This window comes from Candidatus Neomarinimicrobiota bacterium (assembly GCA_041154365.1).
Taxonomy (GTDB): Bacteria; Fidelibacterota; Fidelibacteria; order Fidelibacterales; family Fidelibacteraceae; genus Fidelibacter; species Fidelibacter multiformis.
Map to the genome: position 1 here is coordinate 846,731 of AP035449.1, position 24,192 is coordinate 870,922.

The 24,192-nt window shown below is 47.0% G+C and carries 31 protein-coding genes; 25 read left to right on the forward strand and 6 right to left on the reverse strand.

Features of this window, described 5'->3' with window-relative positions; genetic code table 11:
• The first annotated feature begins 24 nt into the window (after positions 1–24).
• The 14 genes from strainIA91_RS03635 (at position 25) to strainIA91_RS03700 (ending at position 10,376) form a co-directional block, all read left to right on the forward strand.
• Complete coding sequence (locus strainIA91_RS03635; RefSeq protein ID WP_400167755.1) at positions 25–762, forward strand: lysophospholipid acyltransferase family protein; 738 nt, start codon at positions 25–27, stop codon at positions 760–762.
• Entirely contained in the window at positions 759–1,994 is a 1,236-nt protein-coding gene (locus strainIA91_RS03640) for a DUF2851 family protein (protein WP_400167756.1), read from the forward strand. Before strainIA91_RS03635 ends, strainIA91_RS03640 begins: the two co-directional genes overlap by 4 nt.
• Positions 1,991–2,461, forward strand: a complete 471-nt coding sequence (gene rfaE2, locus strainIA91_RS03645) for a D-glycero-beta-D-manno-heptose 1-phosphate adenylyltransferase (protein WP_400167757.1) — start codon at positions 1,991–1,993, stop codon at positions 2,459–2,461. Before strainIA91_RS03640 ends, rfaE2 begins: the two co-directional genes overlap by 4 nt.
• 84 nt (positions 2,462–2,545) lie before the next feature.
• Positions 2,546–4,354 (forward strand): LysM peptidoglycan-binding domain-containing protein, encoded by a 1,809-nt coding sequence (locus strainIA91_RS03650; protein WP_400167759.1) that lies wholly within the window; start codon positions 2,546–2,548, stop codon positions 4,352–4,354.
• Positions 4,351–5,217: a signal peptide peptidase SppA gene (gene sppA / locus strainIA91_RS03655; protein WP_400167760.1), complete on the forward strand. Its 867-nt coding sequence runs from the start codon at positions 4,351–4,353 to the stop codon at positions 5,215–5,217. Before strainIA91_RS03650 ends, sppA begins: the two co-directional genes overlap by 4 nt.
• A 13-nt stretch (positions 5,218–5,230) precedes the next feature.
• Positions 5,231–5,524, forward strand: a complete 294-nt coding sequence (locus strainIA91_RS03660; protein WP_400167761.1) for an HU family DNA-binding protein — start codon at positions 5,231–5,233, stop codon at positions 5,522–5,524.
• Positions 5,525–5,744: 220 nt separating this feature from the next.
• Entirely contained in the window at positions 5,745–6,932 is a 1,188-nt protein-coding gene (gene xseA / locus strainIA91_RS03665; protein ID WP_400167762.1) for an exodeoxyribonuclease VII large subunit, read from the forward strand.
• Between the two features lie 2 nt (positions 6,933–6,934).
• Positions 6,935–7,156: an exodeoxyribonuclease VII small subunit gene (gene xseB, locus strainIA91_RS03670; protein WP_400167764.1), complete on the forward strand. Its 222-nt coding sequence runs from the start codon at positions 6,935–6,937 to the stop codon at positions 7,154–7,156.
• The gene (locus strainIA91_RS03675) at positions 7,149–8,021 is read left to right on the forward strand and encodes an NAD(+)/NADH kinase (RefSeq protein ID WP_400167765.1); all 873 of its coding nucleotides are present in this window, start codon (positions 7,149–7,151) and stop codon (positions 8,019–8,021) included. The genes xseB and strainIA91_RS03675 overlap by 8 nt, the downstream gene beginning before the upstream one ends.
• A complete protein-coding gene (gene folB / locus strainIA91_RS03680; protein ID WP_400167766.1) occupies positions 8,018–8,374 on the forward strand; it encodes a dihydroneopterin aldolase in 357 nt (118 codons plus the stop codon). Before strainIA91_RS03675 ends, folB begins: the two co-directional genes overlap by 4 nt.
• Complete coding sequence (folK, locus tag strainIA91_RS03685; RefSeq protein ID WP_400167767.1) at positions 8,371–8,871, forward strand: 2-amino-4-hydroxy-6-hydroxymethyldihydropteridine diphosphokinase; 501 nt, start codon at positions 8,371–8,373, stop codon at positions 8,869–8,871. The genes folB and folK overlap by 4 nt, the downstream gene beginning before the upstream one ends.
• Positions 8,872–9,519 (forward strand): deoxynucleoside kinase, encoded by a 648-nt coding sequence (locus strainIA91_RS03690; RefSeq protein ID WP_400167769.1) that lies wholly within the window; start codon positions 8,872–8,874, stop codon positions 9,517–9,519.
• The gene (locus tag strainIA91_RS03695; protein WP_400167770.1) at positions 9,516–9,722 is read left to right on the forward strand and encodes a hypothetical protein; all 207 of its coding nucleotides are present in this window, start codon (positions 9,516–9,518) and stop codon (positions 9,720–9,722) included. Before strainIA91_RS03690 ends, strainIA91_RS03695 begins: the two co-directional genes overlap by 4 nt.
• Before the next feature lie 138 nt (positions 9,723–9,860).
• The gene (locus strainIA91_RS03700; RefSeq protein WP_400168232.1) at positions 9,861–10,376 is read left to right on the forward strand and encodes a ferritin-like domain-containing protein; all 516 of its coding nucleotides are present in this window, start codon (positions 9,861–9,863) and stop codon (positions 10,374–10,376) included.
• Between the two features lie 143 nt (positions 10,377–10,519).
• Here the strand turns inward: strainIA91_RS03700 and frr are convergent, their stop codons facing one another.
• From frr to rplM, 6 genes are read right to left on the reverse strand one after another with little or no spacing between them, the layout of a single operon-like run.
• Positions 10,520–11,083 carry a ribosome recycling factor gene (gene frr / locus strainIA91_RS03705; protein WP_400167771.1) on the reverse strand — a complete coding sequence of 188 codons (564 nt, stop codon included), beginning with the start codon at positions 11,081–11,083 and terminating at the stop codon, positions 10,520–10,522.
• Positions 11,084–11,085: 2 nt separating this feature from the next.
• Positions 11,086–11,799, reverse strand: a complete 714-nt coding sequence (gene pyrH / locus strainIA91_RS03710) for a UMP kinase (protein ID WP_400167773.1) — start codon at positions 11,797–11,799, stop codon at positions 11,086–11,088.
• 29 nt (positions 11,800–11,828) lie between these two features.
• Positions 11,829–12,428, reverse strand: a complete 600-nt coding sequence (gene tsf, locus strainIA91_RS03715; protein ID WP_400167774.1) for a translation elongation factor Ts — start codon at positions 12,426–12,428, stop codon at positions 11,829–11,831.
• A 15-nt stretch (positions 12,429–12,443) separates the two neighbouring features.
• Complete coding sequence (gene rpsB / locus strainIA91_RS03720) at positions 12,444–13,253, reverse strand: 30S ribosomal protein S2 (RefSeq protein WP_400167776.1); 810 nt, start codon at positions 13,251–13,253, stop codon at positions 12,444–12,446.
• 18 nt (positions 13,254–13,271) lie between these two features.
• Complete coding sequence (gene rpsI, locus strainIA91_RS03725) at positions 13,272–13,664, reverse strand: 30S ribosomal protein S9 (protein WP_400167778.1); 393 nt, start codon at positions 13,662–13,664, stop codon at positions 13,272–13,274.
• On the reverse strand, positions 13,657–14,109 hold the full coding sequence (gene rplM, locus strainIA91_RS03730) for a 50S ribosomal protein L13 (protein WP_400167779.1): 453 nt from the start codon (positions 14,107–14,109) through the stop codon (positions 13,657–13,659). Before rplM ends, rpsI begins: the two co-directional genes overlap by 8 nt.
• 271 nt (positions 14,110–14,380) lie before the next feature.
• Between rplM and strainIA91_RS03735 the strand changes: the two genes are divergently transcribed.
• From strainIA91_RS03735 to strainIA91_RS03785, 11 genes are read left to right on the forward strand one after another with little or no spacing between them, the layout of a single operon-like run.
• Positions 14,381–15,256 (forward strand): YicC/YloC family endoribonuclease, encoded by an 876-nt coding sequence (locus strainIA91_RS03735; RefSeq protein WP_400167780.1) that lies wholly within the window; start codon positions 14,381–14,383, stop codon positions 15,254–15,256.
• Positions 15,253–15,822 carry a guanylate kinase gene (gene gmk / locus strainIA91_RS03740; protein WP_400167781.1) on the forward strand — a complete coding sequence of 190 codons (570 nt, stop codon included), beginning with the start codon at positions 15,253–15,255 and terminating at the stop codon, positions 15,820–15,822. Before strainIA91_RS03735 ends, gmk begins: the two co-directional genes overlap by 4 nt.
• On the forward strand, positions 15,823–16,152 hold the full coding sequence (locus strainIA91_RS03745; protein WP_400167782.1) for a hypothetical protein: 330 nt from the start codon (positions 15,823–15,825) through the stop codon (positions 16,150–16,152).
• Positions 16,152–17,351 carry a bifunctional phosphopantothenoylcysteine decarboxylase/phosphopantothenate--cysteine ligase CoaBC gene (gene coaBC / locus strainIA91_RS03750; RefSeq protein ID WP_400168233.1) on the forward strand — a complete coding sequence of 400 codons (1,200 nt, stop codon included), beginning with the start codon at positions 16,152–16,154 and terminating at the stop codon, positions 17,349–17,351. Before strainIA91_RS03745 ends, coaBC begins: the two co-directional genes overlap by 1 nt.
• 5 nt (positions 17,352–17,356) lie before the next feature.
• Positions 17,357–18,010 carry a uracil-DNA glycosylase gene (locus strainIA91_RS03755; RefSeq protein ID WP_400167783.1) on the forward strand — a complete coding sequence of 218 codons (654 nt, stop codon included), beginning with the start codon at positions 17,357–17,359 and terminating at the stop codon, positions 18,008–18,010.
• Between the two features lies 1 nt (position 18,011).
• Positions 18,012–19,373 carry a replicative DNA helicase gene (dnaB, locus tag strainIA91_RS03760; protein ID WP_400167785.1) on the forward strand — a complete coding sequence of 454 codons (1,362 nt, stop codon included), beginning with the start codon at positions 18,012–18,014 and terminating at the stop codon, positions 19,371–19,373.
• The gene (locus strainIA91_RS03765; RefSeq protein WP_400167786.1) at positions 19,373–21,544 is read left to right on the forward strand and encodes a RelA/SpoT family protein; all 2,172 of its coding nucleotides are present in this window, start codon (positions 19,373–19,375) and stop codon (positions 21,542–21,544) included. Before dnaB ends, strainIA91_RS03765 begins: the two co-directional genes overlap by 1 nt.
• A gap of 9 nt (positions 21,545–21,553) precedes the next feature.
• Positions 21,554–21,877: an HU family DNA-binding protein gene (locus strainIA91_RS03770; RefSeq protein WP_400167787.1), complete on the forward strand. Its 324-nt coding sequence runs from the start codon at positions 21,554–21,556 to the stop codon at positions 21,875–21,877.
• Positions 21,870–22,289, forward strand: a complete 420-nt coding sequence (gene ruvX / locus strainIA91_RS03775) for a Holliday junction resolvase RuvX (protein ID WP_400167789.1) — start codon at positions 21,870–21,872, stop codon at positions 22,287–22,289. Before strainIA91_RS03770 ends, ruvX begins: the two co-directional genes overlap by 8 nt.
• A complete protein-coding gene (gene lnt / locus strainIA91_RS03780) occupies positions 22,286–23,812 on the forward strand; it encodes an apolipoprotein N-acyltransferase (RefSeq protein WP_400167790.1) in 1,527 nt (508 codons plus the stop codon). Before ruvX ends, lnt begins: the two co-directional genes overlap by 4 nt.
• Entirely contained in the window at positions 23,802–24,179 is a 378-nt protein-coding gene (locus strainIA91_RS03785) for a hypothetical protein (RefSeq protein ID WP_400167791.1), read from the forward strand. Before lnt ends, strainIA91_RS03785 begins: the two co-directional genes overlap by 11 nt.
• Positions 24,180–24,192 lie beyond the last annotated feature (13 nt).

Sequence of the window (24,192 nt, forward strand, 5' to 3'; positions counted from 1 at the left end):
ATATCACGCCAAACCGGAGATGCCATGATACTCCGATTTCTCACTTTTTTACGTTCTCTGTGGTCTGTCGCCAATCTTCTTGCGTCAACCCTTCTTTGCGGTCTGGCATCCCTGGTGATGATCCCTTTTCCCTTTAAACATCCCGTTTTCAATAAAATAATCCGGTTCTGGGCCCGGTGGAATCTCCTGGCGGCTGGTATCCGTGTGGAAATTCACGGTCTTGAGAATATCCGTGAATCCTCCTATGTGATTGTCAGTAACCATGAAAGTGCTCTGGATATTTTTGTCATCTTTGCCAAAGTCCCCCTCAATTTCCGGATGGTCTCCAAAAATGGCTTACTGAAATTACCCCTGGTGGGATTCGTGATGAAAAAACTCCTTTTCCCCTTTGTGGATCGCTCCAAGAGTGATGAAGCCATTGAGTCCATGAATTCTACCTTTGAAAAACTTCGACAACATGATCTTTCAATCTGTGTGTTTCCAGAGGGAACCCGATACGGGGGAAAAAAAATTCTCCCTTTCAAAAAAGGGGCTTTTGTACTGGCACTGGAACATCAACTTCCCATCCTGCCGGTCATTCTCCGGGGTGCAGGGGATGTGACACCCGTTGGATCCCTGTGGGTGCAACCGGGGAAGGTCCTCATGGATATTTTACCCCCAATGGAAACACGGGATCTCACGGTTGAAGACCGGGATAAACTTTTGCAGCAAACAGAAACACTCTTTAAGGATTTTTTAAGAAAACAAAATTATCTGCCGTGAAATTTGAATTGTATTCCCAGTTGTTTGAACCGGACCGGGTGTATATTCCTGAGCAAAGGCTTCAGAAGCTTTGGGTGACATCCTTGTGGAAACAAAAACTGGAAACCCTCGACGGTGATCTGATCCAGGTAGTGAGTCCCGGAACCTGGAATCGCCATGAAGGTCCGGATTTCAGGGATGCCCTGCTTTTTATCGGAGGTACGATCCGGGAGGGGGATATTGAAATCCATTACCAAAACGGAGACTGGTATCATCATGGTCATCACCGGGATCCGGCCTACGACCGGGTCGTGCTCCATGTGATTTTTTCCCGCATCGATCACTCACGGATTGTGGTAAACAGCCGGAAGAAACAGATTCCGGTGTGTTTGGCTGACTATGAAGCACTGAACGATACACCTTTTGAAGCGGTCTGCCAACCCTCCTGGGAAAACCTGGAGGATTTTTTTCAGATTCTGAAATCATCCGGGATGAAACGGTTGAACCTGAAAGTGGATTATATCCGCCGCCGCCGTGCCCGTTTCGGTTTGGATCTTCTTTGCTGGTGGGGACTCTTTCAATCCTCTGGCTTAAAAGCCAATCGTTCTTCGTTTAACCGGCTCTTTTTATCCTTTCCCTGGGAGGATTATTTTTCGGAAAATATGAAAGTGGATGAGATTATACCTTTGTTGAAATACCTGGGAGGATTCGAAGACGGGCATCTCCCGGAAAAAAAATATGCACATCTGAAGGTTCCCCGGGATCTCCGGTGGGTCCGCATGGGAGTGCGGCCTGCCTCGTACCCGGAGTACCGTCTGGCGTGGCTGGGGGCCTTTATGAGAAAATTGTACAATAAATCCATCTATGCCTATTGCCTGGAACAAATTCAGATAGAAGGATTTTCAAAACGTTTCTGGCAACGGTTTTTCCAATCCGGATGTTCGGATTGCCGGGAACCGGGAGAGACTCTCTCCGTAGAACTTGCCATGAATGCCCTGGTCCCGGTCTTGCTGGCATCCATGGACAACACGGATGACAGCATGTGGGATACCATCCTGAACGGAATTGAAACCGTCTCTATCGGTGAATACCGGCTCTCCCGGCGTTTCTATAACCGGCATGGTGTGGATAAAAAAAATCCACTTCGGAGAAAGTGGGTAAATCAGCAGGGAATTCTGTATATTTATGAACGTTTTTGTTCGCAGGACCTGGCAGATCTGTGTCCCCTGTGCAATCCCAAGGAGAAGATGTGATTCCTGAAGAACTGAAAGATATCTGGACCAATGCCCGGGATCAGGTCCGTACCTGGCAGCAGAATGGAGAATCCGTTGTTTTTACCAACGGGTGTTTTGACATTCTTCACGTAGGGCATATCCGTTATCTGTCAGCTGCCGCAACCCTTGGGGATCACCTGGTGATCGGACTCAATACGGATGCGTCCGTGCGGAAACTCAAAGGTCCCGGCAGGCCGGTTCAAAATGAAAATGACCGTGCTGAAATACTTTTGGCCCTGTCCGCAGTGGATCTGGTGGTTCCCTTTTCACAGGATACTCCCCTCGAGATTATTACCTGGCTAAAGCCGGATATCCTGGTGAAAGGCGGGGACTATACGCCGGATACCATCGTTGGTGCCCGGGAAATTGTCAGCTGGGGTGGAAAAGTGATGACACTGCCCTATCATGAGGGAAAATCCACCAGCATCATTCTGAAAAAAATGTAAAAAAAAGAATGGAAGTCTGTCGCCCATAATCGTTGACTTTGTGGGTAGTTACAGGTATCTTCCTTTGCTGAAATATGAGGTATTATGAAGACGTATTCAAAATTGATTCTGAGTGTGTGTGTCCCGGTTCTTGTATTTGCCCACGCCTATGCAACCCATGAATCTCTGGACGAACCGATCGAAAAACCCATCGAAGCTGTGGAAACCGTTGATTCGGTCTATACGGATACCACGGTTATGGCTGAAACATTTTATGAAGCAGACCGTTTTGAGGTTCTGTTTAACGAGGCCAAAATTCACTTTGCAAATGCCCTGATTGCCGAACATTTTGCCGATACCTTTGAAGTTCAGCTTCAGCTGAAACTTACTTTTGAAGCCTTGTCGGATATTGAAGTCTTCAATAACCTCGATCCCATCCAATATGAAGAGATGACCCATTTTACGGAACGTCTGGTTCATGATTTCCAGGATTTTGCACCGGAAGCGGTTTCTCTTCATGATCAGTTTTCCGTCAGTGACCTCCGGGAATCCATGGAATATCTGGCAGAAGATATGGACATTGAAAATTTTAAAGTCATTGATGACCGGGACGGGCACATTCCCATTATCTCCAATTCCCGTGTGGAAAGCCTGATCCGTTTCTTTCAGAACCAGGGCCGGGAAAGTTTTCAGGCCTGGCTGAACCGAATGGGTGAATATGAAATTTTATACAAACAAATTTTAAAGCAATATAACCTCCCGGAAGAACTGATCTACCTGAGTATGATTGAGAGTGGTTTTAAACCCAATGCGTATTCCTATGCCCGGGCCATGGGTTTATGGCAGTTTATGTATTCCACCGGGAAAGTTTATGGCCTGAAAAGGGACTATTGGGTTGATGAACGCCGGGATCCGGTGAAAGCCACTGATGCCGCTGCGCGGCATTTGAAAGATCTGTACAATGAATTTGGCGATTGGTATCTGGTAATGGCGGCATACAACGCAGGGCCGGGACGGATTCACCGGGCGATTCAGCGGGACCGGACCCGTGATTTTTGGAAAATGTACAGCCTGCCCAAGCAAACCCGGAATTATGTCCCAACTTTTCTGGCTGCAGCTATCATATCCCGGAATCCCGAGGCCTATGGATTTACCGTACCAAAAACGGCACCTAACTATTGGACTTATGATACCCTGTCTATTCATAAAAGTGTTGAACTGGAAAGCATCGCACGTGTGGCGGGGCTAAAATATCAGGAGATGAAAGAACTGAATCCTGATTTGCGACGCCATTCCACGCCGAATTATACCTATACCATTCGCCTGCCAAAAGGCAAGCGGGAAACCGTCAGCAATGCTCTGGAATCCTTTAATACGGTCCATACCGTCCAGTATTCAACCCATGTGGTCCGCCGGGGTGATACCCTGACCCGTATCAGCCGTCTGTACAATGTGCCGATCCGGGATATCATGACAGCCAACCGGCTCAGGAACAATCAGCCGATCATTATCGGTCAGCGCCTGACAATCCCCAATCCCGGATACAGCGAAACCGTGGCTTCTTCCCAGTCCCTGCCTGATTATTCATCCAAAAATGAAAAAATAATCTATACTGTCCGGAAAAATGATACATTGGGACACATTGCCGAGCGGTATGGGACAAGGGCTTCCAACATCCGGCACTGGAACAATCTTCGCTACGGACAATATATCTATCCCGGGCAAAAACTGGTCTTATGGGTTCCCAAAAGTGATATGGCCCACGCCGGAAATAGTATGTATACAGTACAGCGAGGGGATTCCCTCCACCGTATTTCCCAGAAGACCGGTGTTTCTGTAAACCGGTTGAAACAATTGAACCCGGGAATCAACCCGTCCCGCATCTATCCCGGAGATAAAATCAGACTGCGATGAAACGAAGTGACTGGATTATCACGGCACTGCTCTTTATTGCGGCGGTATTGATGTTCAATACCCTGGTTCGCCAAAACAGGACCGGTGTATCCCTCACCCGGGGGGATCAGATAGGTATTGTGAAAATCCAGGGAAGCATCCTGAGTTCAGAGCCGATTCTTGAAGATCTGGAGGAAATCAGCTCTATCCGTGATCTGAAAGCCCTGATTCTCCATATCAACAGCCCCGGTGGCGGCACCGCAGCATCTCAGGAACTCTACTATGCCGTCAAACGCATCAAGGAAGAATACGATTATCCCGTGATCTCGGTGTTGAGTTCATTGGGTGCCAGCGGCGGATATTACGTAGCCCTGGCAACGGATTCTATTTATGCTTTGCCCGGCACCCTGACGGGAAGTATCGGGGTCATTATGGACTTTCCCCAGTGGACGGAGGTGATGGATAAAATCGGTGTGGATATGCATGTGGTGAAAAGCGGCGAATATAAGGATACAGGGTCGCCTTTCAGGGATTTTACGGCTGAAGACAGGCGCTATTATCAGGAACTGGTGGATGATGTGTACGACCAGTTTATATCTGCCGTGGCCGAAGCCCGGTCCATGGATAAAGAAACCGTGAAAAAAATCTCCGATGGCAGGGTTTATACAGGCCGTCAGGCCTTGGAACTGGGGCTCATAGACCATCTGGGCACCATGGAGGATGGCATTGAAGATTTAACCCGGCAGTTAAACCTGAAGGAAAAGCCATCCATCATTCGACCAAAAAAGGAAAAGATTACATTTTACGATGTAGTCTTTGGTGATATTAGCCGGTGGATCGGTTCACTGATACCGTCACCGTCACCTCAGATGATATATAAATAAGAGGGGTTGTATCATGACAAAAGCGGATATTGTCGATATCATTTCCATGGCGACCGGCCTGACGAAAGTCGAAACGGAAGCTGTTATCAATGGATTTTTGTCCACCGTTTCCGATGCGTTGATGGAAGGGAAGCGGGTGGATTTCAGAGGATTTGGAAGTTTTAGTGTAAAAAAACGGGCATCCAAAATCGGACAAAACCCCGGGACCGGAGAAGCGGTTCCCGTACCGGAACGCTATGTACCTGTCTTTAAGCCCTCTAAAATGCTGAAAGAAGCTGTCGATAAAAACATGAAACATTCAAGATAAGGAGAACGATTCGTGCCTTGTGGAAAAAAACGCAAAAAAGGAAAGATCCGTAATCATAAACGGAAAAAGCGCTTAAGAAAAAATCGTCATAAGAAACGTAAGAGCTAATGAGTCATGCCGGATATCCGATGGGTCCCGGCACATTTTTCTGATTCACATGTGACGAAGAGCGTGCAGCACTTTTTCGGATATTCAGCCCAGAAGTGCTGCCTTTGTTTTTATGGATAAAATTTACACCATATCAGACATAACCCAGCTGATCAAAGTCCGTCTGGAATCGATGGGGTCCTTTACCCTGGAAGGTGAGATATCCGAGATTAAATTTCACGGAAGTGGTCACCTCTATTTTACCCTGAAAGATGAGGGGGCAGTGCTTCCCTGTGTGATGTGGCGGACTTATACCCGGTCTTTGACTTTTCGTCCCGAAGTGGGAAATCATGTGGTGGCGTCCGGCCGCCTGAGTGTGTATCCACCCCATGGACGCTATCAAATGTCCGTGGATAGCATGCAGCCTGCCGGTGTGGGAAATTTGTATGAACAGTTTGAAGCCCTGAAGAAACAATTGCGTAAAGAGGGACTGTTTGATGAGGACCATAAAAAGCCAATCCCATTGTACCCCCGGAATCTTGCCATCATTTCAAGCGAAACAGCTGCAGGACTTCAGGATGCCGAACGGATATTTTTACAATATGCGCCCCACGTAAACCGCTGCTTGATTCCTGCCCGTATGCAGGGCCATGGCACGGCGGAGTCTGTGATCCAGGCTCTGAAGAAAGTTCTTCTCATGAAGAATGTGGACCTGGTATTGATTATCCGTGGTGGGGGTTCCATCGAAGACTTGTGGGAATTCAACCGGGAAATATTAGCCCGCACGGTCTATGATTATCCCATACCCGTCATTTCGGGGATTGGTCATGAAACAGATTTTACCATCCTGGATTTTGTGGCGGATTATCGGGCGAGTACCCCCACTAATGCCGCTGAAATTGCCTGCAGAGGGTGGAAGGAAATCATTCTCTATTTGAACCAGGCTGAAGCCCGCCTGACCATTGCTGCAGAAAATGTCCTGCGCCAGGCAGAAGACCGCCTGCAATATCTCTCTCACCGCTACACCACACGCCTGCCGGGTACATCCATTACCCGCTATACTGAAAAAATTGACGGACTTATTCACCGGCTGAATCATGAAGTCAACCGGGCTTTTACTGAACTTAGCCACCAATGGGAACATCTGGATACAACCCTGCGGCTTACCCACCCAAGGGAAGTCATGAAAAAAGGATATGCCGTGATCAAAGGCCCGGATGGCAAAGCATATACATCGAAAAATGATGCCCGTCCCGGAGACCGCTTTACCGTGATGATGCACGATGGCGATTTCCAGGGAGAAGTCCTTAATTCGGAGTGATTATGACAGAAAAAAATGAAAGTTTTGAAGCATCCCTGGCCAAACTGGAAGCGATTCTCAAACGCCTTGAAACAGAAGATGTCCCCCTGGAAGAGATGCTGACTCTCTACGAGGAAGGGGTCTCACTGAGTCAAACCTGCCGGAAAGTTCTGGAAAATGCCCGACAAAAACTGCAGGTGATATCAGAACACATGAATGAAGAAAAGGAAACAACCCTTGAATAAGTTCTCACAGTTCGGGATATTGGCCAACAGCCGGAAAATTCGGGATATTGCTCCCATCCTGAAAGAATTTTGTGCCTATCTTGAGTTAAAACAGGTCGATTTTACCCTGGATGAGGAGATTGTTCAAAAGATTCCGTCACTTTCTTCTTTTGGACATTCATCCCTGGAAAAACTTTTGGAAGAGTCTCAGGCCATGATCACTTTGGGCGGAGACGGAACCATCCTGAATGCAGCCCGGCGTATTGGTCAGCGTGAAATTCCCATCCTGGGTTTTCACATGGGTGAACTGGGTTTCCTGGCTGAGCTCTCCCGTCTGGATTACCGGGAAAAAATGGATAAAATCCTCCAGGGAGAACTGCTGTTGGATGACCGAATGGTGCTGGATGGCGAAATCCGTAACGGCAAAGGGTGTACCTGTGAGTATGCACTCAACGATATGGTCTTGTTTAAAGGACTTTCACCCCGAATGATGACGGTTAAAGTGGAAATTGACGGGGATTTTATGAACAGCTATCTGGCAGATGGACTGATTATTTCAACTCCCACAGGATCTACGGCATATTCACTTTCCAGCAGCGGCCCAATCCTTACTCCAGATGTGCCCGCCATCATTATTAATCCCATCTGTCCCCACACCCTAAGCCAAAGGCCCATGGTGATCGATGCCGGGCGGACAATCCGGATTACCTTTGAAGAAGTGCCCCAGGGTGCTTATTTAACCGCCGATGGTCAGCATGTGGAACGCCTGAGTAAAAACGGAGAGATCTTCATTCGAAAAGCAAGCCATAAGGTCAGGCTTATCCGTTGTTCGGATTACAGCTATTTCAACGTGTTGCGACAGAAACTGAACTGGGGAAAACGATGAATGACATTATCCGTCTGAAAAATATGGTTTTTTATGGGTTTCACGGTGTTGAAGCCCATGAAAAAGAGTGGGGAGGACGCTTTGAAGTGGATTTGGAACTGTTTTGTGATTTGCATGATGCCATTGAAACAGATAAACTTCAGGATACAGTAAATTATGAATCCATTTATAAATTGATTCATAATCTGGTGACTTCCAGAAAGTACTATTTGATTGAAGCCCTGGCCGGTGAGATGTGTAAATCCATTAAGGAAAAATACCCCAAAGTGCTGAAAGTGACAGCCCGGGTTCGTAAACCCAATGTGCCAATCAAAGGTGTTTTGGATACAGTGGAAGTTGAAATTACACGATGAATGTCCCCGATACCCAGGTTTACCTCGGATTTGGTGGAAATTTAGGTGATGTACGAAAAACCATCCAACAGGCTGTCAAGGCCCTCACGTCCCGGGATGGAATCTCTCTGATTCAGGTCAGTTCATTTTACCGGACTGAACCATTATATGATACCAACCAGCCTGATTTTATCAATGCCGTCGCCGGATTTGCCGTCCGCTTGTCGCCCCAGGCACTTTTACAGATTATTCACCAGATTGAAGAAGCATTCGGACGAATTCGGGATTCAAAACGGCGCTACGCACCCCGAACCCTGGATATAGATATTTTATTTTGGGGTGATAAAACCATCTGCCTGAAAAATCTGATCGTTCCCCACCAGGAATTTTCACAACGGAAATTTGTATTAGAGCCTATGGGGGAAATTGCTTTAAATTATACCGTCCCGGGAACGGGAAAAACTATTCGGGACTTTTTAAATGAGTGTCCCGATCAATCACGCGTGGAGAAATGCTGAATGCAGAAACCTGCCTATTATATTGCGATTGAAGGTGTTATCGGAGTTGGGAAAACCAGCCTGGCCAAAATCCTGGTACAGCGGCTGAATGCCCGCCTGGTCCTGGAGAAATTTGAAGACAATCCCTTTCTCAGTGATTTTTATAAAGACAGGGATAGGTATGCTTTTCAGACACAGATGTTCTTCCTTCTAAGCAGGTATCGTCAGCAGATGGAGCTTTTTCAGACGGAGCTCTTCCATAAAAATCTGGTGACAGATTATATGTTCATCAAGGATAAACTCTTTGCCTATCTGAATCTGAATGAAAAGGAACTCATGCTGTATGACCAGATGCTGAATCTTCTGATCCGGCAAATCCCCAAACCGGACCTGGTCATTTACCTTCAGGCGGATACGGAGCGCCTGATGCAAAATATTGCCAAACGGGGTCGGGATTTTGAAAAGAATATGGATGAGGAGTATATTGAAGCCCTGAATCAAATGTATAACCAGTTTTTTTTCCGATATAATGAAACTCCCCTGCTGATTATCAATACAACAGATATAGACTTCGTCCACAACGAGGACGATTTAGCGGAGATTTTGAAAACCATTCAAACACCACCAGCGGGTACCAAGTTATACCGGCCGGTGAGGAAACCGTCATGACACGCCTTCTTGGATATTTGATTGCCATCTATGTTATGGTGATCATCTACCGGCGCTGGATTAGACCCGAACTGATTCAGTGGCTGGAAAAACATCAGAAAAATCCACCTATCCGGGATCAGAAACCGGAACAGGATCCCTACCGGAATGATATCCCCAAAGAGGATATCGTGGATGTGGATTACCATGAAGAAGATCAATAATCTGATAAAACATTCTCAGATCTGTTTAACGAATCTGTCAGTATAGCTGCTTTTTAAATTGAATTGATTCTCTTTTATCGATTCGTTACATTGTATATGGACTTCAAACCATAAAAAATAAACAGTTAGGAGGTTATGATGGGTGAAAAAGGTGTTGGCATTCTGGGATCTTTGGATGTTAAAGATTTGATTCGCCAGTTGAATGAAGCACTGTCTGAAGAGTGGCTGGCCTATTACCAGTACTGGATTGGTGCCCGCCTGATTGAAGGCCCGATGCGGACTGAAGTAGAGCCGGAACTGTTAACTCATGCTGACGAAGAGCTGAATCATGCCGTGATGGTTGTAGACCGGATTATTCAGCTGGGTGGTGATCCCGTGATTCATCCGGAAGAATGGTTCAAATTGAGCCGTTGTGCCTATGAGGCTCCCAGTGATCCCTACATTGAAGCCATTCTGAAGCAAAATCTCAGTGGCGAGCAATGTGCGATCAAACGCTACAAGGAAATTGCGGATTATACCCACGGAAAAGATCACACAACCTGGCAGATCGCTACAAATATCCTTAATGATGAACTGGAACATGAGCAGGATATTGAGGATTGGTTGAATGATCTAAAGATGCTGAAAGATGATTTGAGGAAGCTTAAACTGTAAATTCCTCAATCGTTTGTGATATCGTATTTTCCGTACAGGAAATTACAGGATATAGAAAAGCCCCGGAATATACTCACCGGGGCTTTTTATTTTCAGGGGTATTCGGGATTCGATTCAAAGGGTTCAGAATTAAGGGGAATCCGTCAAATATGGTCTTCCAGGATTTCCTTTTCTTTCAGTTCAAAAATTTCATCAATTTTTGCAATGTGCTCATCAGTAATTTTCTGAATTTCATCCAGTCCGTCTGCCGCATTATCTTTGGAAATATCGCCGTCCTTTTCCATTTTTTTGATATGGTCGTTGAATTCCCGGCGAACGTTCCGGATGCTGATGCGTCCGTCTTCGGCTATCTTGCTCACCACACGGGAGAGATCTTTTCGCCGTTCATCCGACATGGGCGGGATGGGGAGGCGGATAACCTGTCCATCATTTGCAGGTGTGAGTCCCAGAGAACTGGCCAGAATCGCTTTTTCAATGACAGGAAGCATATTTTTTTCCCAGGGTTGAATCACCAGGAGTCTTGCTTCGGGGACTGTAATATTGGCGACCTGATTCAGGGGGGTGGGGTTGCCGTAATAATCCACCTTGATTCCGTCCAGCAAGGCTGTGGAAGCCCGGCCTGTCCGGATAGATGCCAGCTCGTGACGAATCACTTCAACGGATTTATCCATTTTGGCTTTGCATTCCTTATACAATGATTCCAGCATTCTTAACCTCCTAAGATTGTTCCGATTGGTTCACCCTTGATAACCCTGAGCAGGTGTCCGGGTTCTTTAAAATTAAAGACAATAATGGGGATCTTGTTTTCACGGCACAGGGCAATGGCACTCAAATCCATGACTTTTAAATTCTGTTCGATGGCTTCTTCATAGCTAAGGCTTGTATAACGGACGGCATCGGCATGGGTAACAGGATCTTTATCATAGACACCGTCAACTTTAGTCCCTTTAAGAAGCGCATCCACATTCATCTCGGCGGCACGAAGCGCTGCAGCTGAATCTGTAGTAAAAAAGGGATTTCCTGTTCCCGCGGCAAAAATCAGTACCCGGCCTTTTTCCAGGTGTCGCATGGCCCTTCTTCGGATAAACGGCTCGGCAACCTGTGTGATACTGATTGCCGTTTGAACCCGGGTAGGGATGCCGGATTTCTCCAGGGCGTCCTGTATCGCCAGGGCGTTGATCACGGTTCCCAGCATTCCCATGTAATCGCCGGTGACTCTTTCGATATTCCGGGTGTTGGCACCGCCTCTGAAGATATTTCCGCCACCGATAACCAGGCAGACCTCGAGGCCCTGATCAACGACTGATTTAATCTCTCTGGCAAAATAGGAAACAACGGAGGGATCGATTCCCGTCCCGTTTTCACCGGCCAGGATCTCTCCGCTCAGTTTTAATAAAATCCGTTGGTAAGGAAGGTCTGACACAACAGACTCCTATGCTTATGTGGGATGAATTAGTTGTTCTCTCCCAAAACAAACCGTGAGAAACGGGCGATCTGAATATTTTCACCCAGTTTGCCAATGGTCTCTTTCAGGTATGTCTCAACATTTTTTTCAGGATCTTTAAAAAAAGGCTGTTCCAGAAGGACATTTTCTTTATAGAATTTTTCCAGTTTGCCGGTTACGATTTTTTCGGCGATATGTTCGGGTTTTCCCTCATTGATAACCTGTTCTTTGTAAATGGCCTTTTCCCGTTCAATGATTGCAGGATCCACATCTTCACGGGTGACTGCCAGGGGAGCGGAAGCAGCAATCTGCATAGCCACATCTTTGACAAAATTCTGAAAATCCGGTGTATTTGCCACAAAATCGGTTTCGCAATTGACTTCGACCAGCGTTCCCAGTTTGCTTCCCTGATGAATATAGGCATGTATTAACCCTTCGTTTACAGCACGGGATGCTTTCTTCTCAGCTTTGGCAATTCCCTGGGCACGAAGGTAATCAACGGCTTTATCCAAATCGCCGTCTGTTTTATTTAAGGCTTTTTTACAGTCCATCATTCCGGCACCGGTTTTATCCCGGAGCTCTTTTACCATTGCGGCTGTTATGGTCATATTCCTGACTCCTTTTTATTCAACCTCTTCCACGTCTGCTACAGTTTCTTTTTCTTCTGTTGCTTTAACTGTTTCCTGAGGTTTTTCTTTTGGGGCTGTTTCAATTTTTTCTTCTGTTTTTTCTTCAACTTTCTCTTTTTTGCCGCTTTTCCCTTCCAGGGCGGCATCGGCCAGTCGGCGGGTGATCAGCTGAATGGTCCGGATGGAATCATCATTGGCCGGGATGGGATAGTCTATCACCGACGGGTCGGCATTGGTATCCAGCAGGGCAATGATGGGGATATCCAGTTTCCGGGCTTCTGCTACGGCAATCTTTTCATGGACTGTATCCACAATGAAAAGAGCATCGGGGAGTTTTTTCATATCCTTGATTCCCCGGTGCAGGGATTCCAGCTTTTCCTTTTCCCGCATCAGTCCCAAAATCTCTTTCTTTGTCAGATTGGCCCAAGCATCATCACTTTCACTGTCCCTTTGCAACTGCATCATCCGTCGGATAGACCGCTTGATGGTTACAAAATTGGTCAGGGTTCCGCCAAGCCAGCGTTCGGTGATGTAATGATTTTTGCTGCGGATGGCTTCATCTTCTATCACTGACCGGGCCTGTTTCTTGGTCCCCACAAAGAGAATTTCTCCTCCCTGACGGGAAAGGTCGCTCACAAATTCAGCCGCTTCTTCCATGGCCTGAATGGTTTTTTTCAAATCAATAATATGAATCCCGTTTTTCTCCATAAAGATATAATCCTTCATGGCGGGATTCCATTTTGAAGCCAGGTGACCGAAATGAGCACCGGTTCCTAATAATGTTTCAATGGTAATTGTATTCATGAGATCTCCAAAAATCCGTTAACGTTTCGAGAACTGGAATGCACGACGGGCGCCACGCAGACCGTATTTCTTCCGTTCCACACGACGCGGGTCGCGGGTCAGAAACCCTGCGGATTTTAATACCGGCCGTGATTCGGGATTCACCAGTGTCAATACCCTGCTCAGTCCGTGACGAACTGCGCCGGCCTGTCCCGTGGGACCTCCACCCTGAACGGTGACAATGATATCGTATGCGTTCCCGAATTTGATTAACTCCAGCGGTTGTCTCACAATCATTTGGGATGTTTCACGCCCAAAATATTCCTCAAGAGGCCGTTTATTGACGATGATTTTACCTGTACCAGGACGAAGCCGTACCCGGGCAACTGCTGATTTCCGGCGGCCAATGGCAATATATTCGTTCTTAAGCATTGTCACTCAACTCCTTCTTTAAATTCAGGGTTTGGGGCATCTGTGCCTGATGGGGATGCTCCGGTCCGCTGTACACCTTCAGCTTCTTGATTAACTGACGACCCAGACGGGTATGGGGAAGCATGCCCCTGACGGCACGGGTAATGACCTCTTCAGGACGGCTTGAACGCAATTCCTTCAGGGATGTGTACCGGGTACCTCCCGGATATCCCGTATGACGAAAATATTGCTTGTACGACTCTTTGTTTCCTGTTAACCGTACCTTCTCTGCATTGATGATAATCACAAAATCCCCCGTATCCATGTGGGGGGTGAATGTGGGTTTGTGCTTGCCCCTCAATATCTGGGCAACCTCACTGGATAAGCGACCCAAAACCAGATCAGTGGCATCAATAATAAACCACTTTCGTTCGATCTCTGACGGTTTTGCCGTATACGTTTTCAAATCGAATTCCTCCGTTTATGTGACTCTCTTCACCCGGAGCCACCGTGATTGTGCTCAAAACATTTCCGGGACTGCGTTTCAAGCTTGAAAATTTAATAATGGAATAAATCATTTACCAACATCTTTTTCTTTTATTATTGGTGACTTCTCCCGTATTTTTGAACAAATGTTCCGGCAGGTTCCGGGATAAATCATTAAAAAACAAATGAATTCCGTTTCCTGGCCCCGGAAAAATTCTTAACTTTCTCCCCCAAAAGACGGAGACCCGGATATGCTCAGTATGACTGGTTTCGGAAAAGCGGAAGGTTCCTATCACAGTATCCGGTTCACGGTGGAAATCAAATCCGTGAACAGCCGGTATCTGGATGTCTCTACCGTGATTCCCCGAAAAGTCGCATTCCTTGAAAATCCTATTCGGGACTACCTGACAAAAAAACTGGAGCGGGGCAAGATCCTCTTCATCCTGAATCTGACAGGAGATACCGGTGAAATCAGTCATTTTCAGCTGAATGAGAAACTCCTCCAAAATCTTCTGGATCTGAAACAGATCCTCAAAGAAAAATTTGATGTGGAGGGAGCGCTTACCGTGACGGATATCCTTTCCCGGGAGGATGTGGTGGAACTGATGGATACGGCTGTGGAAGAGGATGCCTTGGCTGAAGCCATCCTAAAAACCACGGATGCTGCACTGGCCAGCCTGGAAGCCATGCAAAAACAGGAAGGTGAATACCTGAAAGAGCAGTTCGAGCGGGATCTCCACAGCATGTCCCGTGAAATAGACGCGATTGATGATATCCGGCAGACGAATCTGGACCAGCATGTTTCCACTATGAAGGAACGGGTGGGAAAAATTATGAATCAGTATGCCCTTGATGAAGCCCGGATGTATCAGGAAATTGCCCTTCTGGCCGATAAACTGGATATCACGGAAGAGATCCAGCGCTTTAAAAGCCATTTACTCCAATTCAAAACCTACCTGAATGAAAAGGATTCCGTGGGGAAACGATGTAATTTTCTTCTTCAGGAAATGCATCGCGAAGTGAATACCCTGGGGAATAAAGTGGCAAATGCCGATATTTCCCAACGGGTGGTGGAAATAAAAAACCGGATCGAAATGATTCGCGAGCAGGTTCAGAACATCCAATGAAACAAGGCGCACTCATTCTTTTTGCCGCTCACAGCGGTGCCGGGAAAACAACCATTATCCGGGAACTCCTGCGGCGTCATCCGGAATGGTTTTTTTCCGTCTCGGCAACTACCCGAAAACCCCGGACCGGTGAGGTGGACGGACAGGATTATCACTTTGTGTCAAGGGATGTTTTTCAAACCATGATCCGTGAAAAAGAACTGCTCGAATATGAAGAGGTCCACGGTGAATATTACGGGACACCGGCTGAACCGGTCCGCCAGGCTCTGGAAAATGGGAAAGTGTGCATTTTTGACCTGGATGTTAAAGGGGTGATGAGCATTAAAAGACACTATCCGGAACAATCTCTCTCAATATTTATTGAAGTCCCGGATATGAATCTTTTGAGGGAAAGATTGGTAAACCGAAAAACCGAAACACCGGAACAGATTGAAAAACGCCTTTCCAGGATCTCCCTGGAAACGGCGATGAAGGATGCTTTTGATGAAGTCGTCATTAACGACCAACTGGAAAAGGCAATCCATAAAACGGAAACATTGATCAAACAGATAAAGGAAAGGTGCTAAATGTCTAAAGGTGGATTCAAATACGAAGGGGACAGGCCCGAAGATATCTTTGAAGCAATTATCATCATGGCAAAACGGGCGCGTCAGATCAATCAACGGCGGGCTGACAAATTTACTCTCCGTCCCTATCAGGTCTCTGAAGGGGAAGAAGAGGTGGAACAGGAAGCCCTGTATGATGATTTCGACTTCGACAGCCTGGAAAAGCCTACAACCATGGCCATGCATCAGTATGCCGGTCAGGAAATTGAATATGAATACAGTGATCCTGACGAAGACTATGATGAAATGGAAGATGATTCCATGTTTGAGATGGATGATCATCTGATTTGATGGAAGCCCTGAGAGGGAAAAAGATTCTTGTAGGAATCACGGGAGGGATCGCCGTATATAAGGCGGCATCCCTCGTTCGCAGACTCACACACGATTATGCCTGTGATGTGCAGGTCGTGATGACGGAGCATGCCCTGGAATTTATGACCCCCCTGACCTTTGAAACCTTTACCGACAAACCGGTGCTGACCAGCATGTGGGCATCGGGGGGTAAGGTTTCAACACGTCATATTGACCTTGTGGCTGCTGCAGACATGCTTTTGATTGTGCCTGCCACAGCTAATATTGTAGGGAAAACCGCTTCAGGTATAGGAGATGATCTCTTAAGTACCATGATCCTGGCAGCCGATCCTGAAAAATGCTTTTTTGCCCTGGCCATGAATACCCGCATGTATGAAAACCCGTTTTTTCAACAAAACCGAAAGGCACTCCTCGATGAGGGTTATGGAATCATTGAACCGGAAGATGGACCTCTCGCTTCCCGGACAGAAGGGGAGGGAAAGGGTCGTCTGGCAGATGAAAAAACCATTTTATCTGAAATAAACGATTATTTTTCATTCCGTGGAATGCTAAAGGGAAAAAAGGTGCTGATCAGCGGGGGACCAACACGGGAATACCTGGATGATATCCGCTTTATCTCAAATCCCTCCACAGGCAAAATGGGAATAGCCCTGGCCCGTGCCGCTGCCATGGCCGGAGCCGATGTCACATTGGTTCTGGGACCCGGCAGTGCAGAAACCGAAGGCCCTTATACCAAGATCCGGGTGAATTCGGCCGATGAAATGGCCCATGAGCTTTTATCCCGTTATGAAAATAAACATATTGTGATCATGGCTGCGGCGGTGGAAGATATCCGCCCGGAAAAACTGGAGGGAAAGGTAAAAAAACAGGCCATTCCTCCGCACATCACACTTTCAGCCACGACTGACATCCTCCGGGAAATGGGAAAAAGAAAGACTGACCAGATTCTGGTAGGTTTCAGTGTGGAGCTCCAGGACGAAGAGGCGGCCTCCCTCCGCAAACTGAAGAATAAGAACCTGGATTTCATTGTGATCAATAATCCTTTACACAAAGGCGCGGCTTTCGGACATGATACCAATGCGTGCATTGTCCTGGGAAAAGACGGGCTGCGCATTGAAATACCCTTAATGTCTAAACGGAAACTGGCAGAGAAAATTCTTTCACTGATTGCCGGATAACAATCATGGATCCAAAAAGTCCTCAAAAAAGAATACGTTCCTACCTGGCGTATGTCCGGGATGTATTCGGAGCGGAACTTTTGGTTAACAGAGAAAAGAAAATGACAGAACTGGACCTGTATCGCAAATCCATTGAGCAGTGTACAAAATGTGCTTTATCCCAAACCCGGAAACACTTTGTTTTTGGGGATGGTTCCCCGGATGCGGACATTTTATTTGTCGGTGAAGCTCCGGGGGCCGTGGAAGATGAAACAGGTATTCCCTTTGTCGGCCGGGCAGGTAAACTGCTGGATAAAGCCCTGCACCACATCGGTCTGGACCGGGACAGTATTTTTATCACCAATGTGTTGAAGTGCCGTCCACCGGGAAACCGGGATCCCCTCCCGGATGAAATTGCCTTGTGTGAACCCTACCTTCACCGACAGATCGAATTGCTGAATCCCCGGGTAATTGTGGCTTTGGGGCGGATTGCCGCCAGGACTCTCCTTCGGCTGCCGTCTGACACATCCCTCACCTCCATGCGGAAACAGTCATTCGAATATCACGGTGTGCCCCTGTGTGTCTTTTATCATCCGGCGGCGATTTTGCGGAATGCCGGCCGGGAAGGGGAGTATTTCCAGGATTTTGAGAAACTGAAAGAAACGTATTTAAAGGATTAACATGGCTCAGGAAAATGTGACACGCATCCCACCCCAGTCCATTGAATCGGAAATGGCGGTGTTGGGGGCTATGATGCTGGATGACAGCGCTGCAAGCCGGGGTATTGAATTGCTTACCGAGGATGATTTTTACCGGGAATCCCACCAGCTGATTTTTCATGCCATGACCACTCTGTACAATGAAAGCAAACCCATTGACCAGTTGACAGTAACGGAGAAATTATCTCAACTGAAGCACCTGGAAAAATGCGGTGGTGCTTATTATGTTTCCAACCTTGCAGAAGCTATGCCCACTGCAGCCAATATTGATTATTATGCTTCCATAGTGAAAAACAAATCCATCCTCCGCCATATTATATCCGTTTCTACCCGGATGGTGACGGAAGCCTACAATGAAGAAGAAGAAGCGGAAACCATTCTGGATCAGGCTCAACAGGAAATTTATAAATTGAAATCACAGTCTGCCCCATCGGATTTTGTGGGAATTCACCAGATTATCCATGGCACCATAGACCATATCGAGAGTCTGAAGAATCATGATCAGGATGTGATCGGACTTCACACCGGTTTTATCGGTCTGGATAAAATGACCTCCGGTTTTCAGCCGTCGGATCTGATTATCATCGCCGGGCGGCCATCCATGGGGAAAACAGCCATCAGCCTGAGTATGATGCGCCGTATGGCGGTGGATTATAAGAAAAAAGTGGGTTTTTTCTCCCTTGAAATGTCCAACGAACAACTGGTATTGCGTCTTTTGAGTATGCAAAGCAGTATCGATCACCAGAAACTCCGGAAAGGCCGTGTCCCCAATGAAATGTGGGGTACCCTTATCGATGCGGCATCCAAATTGCACGAATCTGAAATCTATGTGGATGATACACCCAGTCTGACGATCATGGATATCCGCAGTCGTGCCCGGCGCCTGAAAATGGAAAAAGGGCTCGATATCGTGTTTGTAGATTACCTTCAGATAGCCCGGGGCATCACAAGCCGCTCTTCTACCCGGGAACAGGAGATCTCCTCCATCAGTCAGGGACTCAAAGCCATGGCCAAGGAACTCCACATTCCTGTTGTGGCAGTTGCCCAGCTGAACCGTGCCGTGGATGCCCGGTCCGGCGATCACAGACCTCACCTTTCGGACCTCCGCGAATCCGGAGCCATTGAACAGGATGCCGATGTGGTGATGTTTGTTTTCCGGGAAGAGGTCTATTCCAAAGATCCGGAACATGAAGGCAAGGCGGAACTTATCCTGTCCAAACAGCGAAATGGACCCATTGGAAGGATTCCTCTCACCTTTGAAAAACACCTGACCCGTTTTGAAAATGCACCGGCGGGGGATTATGATATTGATGAGGCATTCTGATGACCTGGACCCTGACAGAAGCAGATCCTAAAAATTATCCCCGGAAGTTTTTAGTCCTCCTGGATGCTGTCAGGCAATATAACGATAATATTGATCACGATATTCCACTCCTTTGGAAAGCCTTTCAGTTTGCCCAAAATGCCCACATGGGACAGTTCAGGCGCTCCGGTGAACCCTATTTTGAACATGTGTACAATACAGCCCTGATCCTGACGGATCTCTCGATGGATACCATCACATTATGTGCTGCGCTCTTGCACGATGTGGTGGAGGACACGGCCATTTCCGAGGAAATCATCGCCGAAGAATTTTCTCCCACCATTGCTTTTTTGGTGAAAGGGGTGACCAAAATCGGGGGTATCAAGTTCAACAGTGAACAGGAGCAACAGGCTGAAAATTTCCGGAAAATGCTTCTGGGTGTGGCAGAAGATATCCGGGTGCTGATCATTAAATTTGCGGACAGGCTTCATAATATGCGCACCCTGGGCTCATTGCCCCTGGTCAAGCAACGGCGCATCGCCATTGAAACCCGTGATGTCTACGCTCCCCTGGCCCATCGTTTGGGAATGTACCGCCTGAAAATGGAAATGGAAGATCTGGCACTGAAATATCTGGAACCCCGTATCTTTAATTTTCTGGAAAAGAAAGTCAGTGCCAAACGGGAAGAACTGGAAGCCTACATCAATAATTTTACCGGACTCATAGAGAAAAAACTCCGGGAAAACGGAATTGAAGCTGTCATCTTCGGTCGCCTGAAGCATTTTTATTCCATCTACAACAAGATGAAAAAACAGAACAAGCCCTTTGAGGAAATTTATGATGTCCTGGCGATCCGTGTGATTGTAAACACCGTAGCAGAATGTTATGGTTCTCTGGGGTATATCCATCAGTTGTTCAAACCTATCCCCGAACGCTTCCGTGATTTTATTGCCAATGCCAAATCCAACGGCTATCAGTCTGTGCATTCAACAGTTATCGGTCCGGGAGGTAAACTCATAGAAATTCAGATCCGGACCCATGAGATGCATAAGAAAGCAGAGGTGGGTATTGCGGCACACTGGAAATACAAAGAATCCAAAGACAATGATGACAGTCTGGACAAACACATTCAGTGGCTCAGGGATCTGGTGGACATGTTGAAATCCGATTCAACCAATGAGTCGGATTTTATGGAAACCCTGAAGATCGATCTTTTCAAGGATGAAATTTTTGTTTTTACGCCAAAGGGGGATCTGATCAGCCTTCCCAAAGGATCCACCGCCCTGGATTTTGCCTTTGCCGTTCACACGGAGATCGGTTTGCGCTGTATCGGTGCCAAAGTCAATGCCAAAATCGTTCCCCTGAATACCGAATTGAGCAGTGGTGACCAGATTGAAATCATTACATCCGCCAATCACAGCCCAAGCTATAACTGGCTGAAATACGTCCGGACCAACAAGGCCCGTTCCCGAATACGCAAATGGCTTCAGCGGAATGAATTTGAACAGAGTGTCAAGCTGGGAGAAGAAATCCTGGAAAAGGGACTCCGTCGCTTGAAAAAAGCGGATAAGATCAAGGAGGTACGGGAGCGGTATCAGGAGTTGGGATATCAGACCCTGGATCTTTTCCACCAGGCTTTGGGAAAAGGGGATTTGACATTACGGGATGTGGTAAACACCTTGTTGGATGAATCGGAAAAACCCGGGGATAGTGAATTCACGGTGGATAAAATCCTCCGTCCCTTTACCCGGACGACACAGGGTGTGACTATTCAGGGGCTGGACAATGTCATGGTCCAGTTTGCCAAGTGCTGTAATCCCATTCCCGGAGATGATATCGTTGGTTTTATCACCCGGGGCCGGGGGATAACGGTACATCGCAGTAACTGCAAGAATATCCCGAAAATTGAGTCTGAACAGGATCGATTGATTGATGTTACCTGGGATCTGAAAGGTGGGCGGACCTTTATAGCCCGGCTCAATATTATTTGTGAAGATCGTAAAAATATGATGTATGATATCATGGCGGTGATTCGTGAAATGAATACCAATATGTTGTCTGTAAATTTTGATGTGGAAGGTAAACTGGCCCGTGGACAGGTGGCCATCATGGTGGAAAATGTCCGCCATGCCGGACGGATTATTGCCAAAATCAAGAAAATTCCCGGGATTCTCTCGGTTGAACGTATGTAGGAAGGAATCATGACTGAAATAACGTACACAAAAAAAGATGTTGCCGTCAAATTGCAAAACCGGCTTGATTTAAACCTCTATGTGGCAGAAGAGATGGTGGACGGGCTCTTTTCCGTCCTCCGGGAATTGCTGATGGAGGAAACGGCAGAGAAAGTCCGTATTGAAATCCGGAATTTTGGCGTGTTTGAAGTAAAACCCACACAAGCCAAACCCATGGCACGGAATCCGCGGACCAATGAAGTGGTTCATGTCCCTCCCCGGAGGAAGACCCATTTTAAACCGGGGAAAATCCTTAAAGAATACCTGAAAACACCGCTGGATAGCCATGGGTAGAATTCTGGCCGTCGATTACGGACATAAAAGAGTGGGACTTGCCCTTTCCGATCCCCTGAATATTGTAGCAACGCCACTGGATACTTTACAGGTGAATGGCGAAGATGGGTTGGTACAGTCACTTGAAAATCTTATTGAAAAATGGCAGGTAAACCAGCTTCTGATAGGTTATCCCCTGGGACTTAAAGGTGTAAAAACAAAACAGACGCTGGAGGTCGAACGTTTTGTTGAAGTCCTGAAAAAGCGTATTTCCCTTCCTGTAACCCTTTGGGATGAACGCTTTACCAGTGCCGAAGCAAAAGATATTCTCCGTCAAAAAGGCGTCAGACCTTCTGAAAACAAGGGCCTTGTTGACCAGATGTCTGCCCGGATTATCTTACAGGAATATCTTGATTACGGGTTGAAACGATGAAAGGCTCCCTGAAAAATACCATGTTGATTGTTGTTTCGGCTCTGGCCATGGCCATGACCTTTGCACCGGTCAATGCCTGGATTCTTGGATATTTATCACTCATACCCCTTCTGTATGTCTTTTACATAGATCCAAAAAAAGGCTTTGCCCGGGGCTATCTTTTCGGTTTGATCTATTCATTGATCCTGGTCCACTGGCTTGCCTTCAACAGTGGGGCTTCCGTGTGGCTTGTCACCTTGTCTGCCCTGATGGCGGCTGCCTTTTTGGCTTTGAATTACGGAGTGATCGGCTGGCTGACGGTCCTGTATATCCGGCGTCATGGTGGATTGGGTTTATTTGTTTTTCCCATTGTGTGGACTGTTGTAGAATTTATACGCTCATTCGGTACCCTGGGATTTCAATGGGTTCTTGTGGCAAATGGTCAAACAGCCAATATCCCCTATATTCAGATGGCTGATCTGGGCGGACCTTTTCTTATTTCTTTTTTTCTGGTATCGGTAAATACCCTTTTATTCAGTCTTCTCATGAGGACTCCGGCTTACCGGGGCATCCGGCAAATTTCGTATATCCTCCTGGGACTCTTCCTGGTTGTGCCCTATACTTACGGGATTATCCGTTTGTATCAACAAAATGAGCCGGTTAAATCACATGTGTTCCGGCTTGTACAACCGGATTATGATTCTCATGAAAAATGGGAAAGGCAAAGGCGGGATGAAATATTTGAAACCATGATATCCCTCAGCCGGGCACAGGGGGTGGATAGTGTGGATATCATCGTCTGGCCTGAAAGCGCTACACCGGTTTATATCCGGACCCAGGTGAAATACAGATCCATGCTGGAAAAATTAAGCCGGGAAACCGGCAGCGTTTTGATCGCCGGAGTTCCCGACTATTTTGTCCGGAACAGCAAGGTCTATGTCACAAACAGTATGTATGTGTTTGAACCTTACCAGGGAATTACAGGGAAATATAATAAACAGAAATTGGTCCCTTTTGGTGAATATATCCCCCTGTCCGGTGTCTTTCCCCGATTGGCTAGTCTGAATCTGGGTCAGGGGAATTTTACGGCCGGAAAAAATGAGCCCTTGCTGGAAGTGAATTCTCCGGATCTTACCCTGGCTCCCATGATCTGTTATGAATCGGTATTTTCCAGGGATGCTTTTGAAAAGATCCGGAATGGAGGTGAATACCATATCCTGGTCACCAATGACAGTTGGTTTGGAGATTCCTGGGGGCCTTATCAACATGCCGCCCAGGCGATTTTCCGTGCCATCGAAACCCGAAGACCTGTCGTCCGCTGTGCCAATACCGGTATTTCCATGGCAATTGATCCTACAGGGCGCATCCTGAAACAACTTCCCCTCAATACCCGGGGTTTCCTGGATGTCCGAATGCGGATCCCGGCCATGCAAAGCACCTATGTGCAGTCCGGAAACGCCTTTGCTTTTATCCTGTCAGGAGTGCTGCTGGGCATTTTGCTTACACCTCTGTGGCCGGTGAAAGGAAAACGAAATGATCCGTAACCTGTTGTGTGGTCTGCTTTTGGGGATTTCTCTCCTTTTTGCCGCAGAAGAAAAGGAACGGGTCTATTTTCCACCCGACACACCCTATCTTGAAAAGGTTTACAAAACATTGAGTGAACAGGATTATTTGCTGGTGGAAGATTCCACGGCTGCAGACTGGAAAGGTTCTTTGGTGATGACAGATTTCTCCGATTCCATTCGCTATGAAATTCTGTTGGACAAACAATCCGAAGCTCCCGTGATTGCCGGTGTTTTTTATCTGAAACCTGTGGCAGGGAAAATCGTTCTAAAACAGATCCGGGATTTTTCACTGTGGTTTGCCGTGACCAATCTGATGATTCTCGGTCTGTTTTTCATTCGTTTTTAAAAAAGAAGTGAGG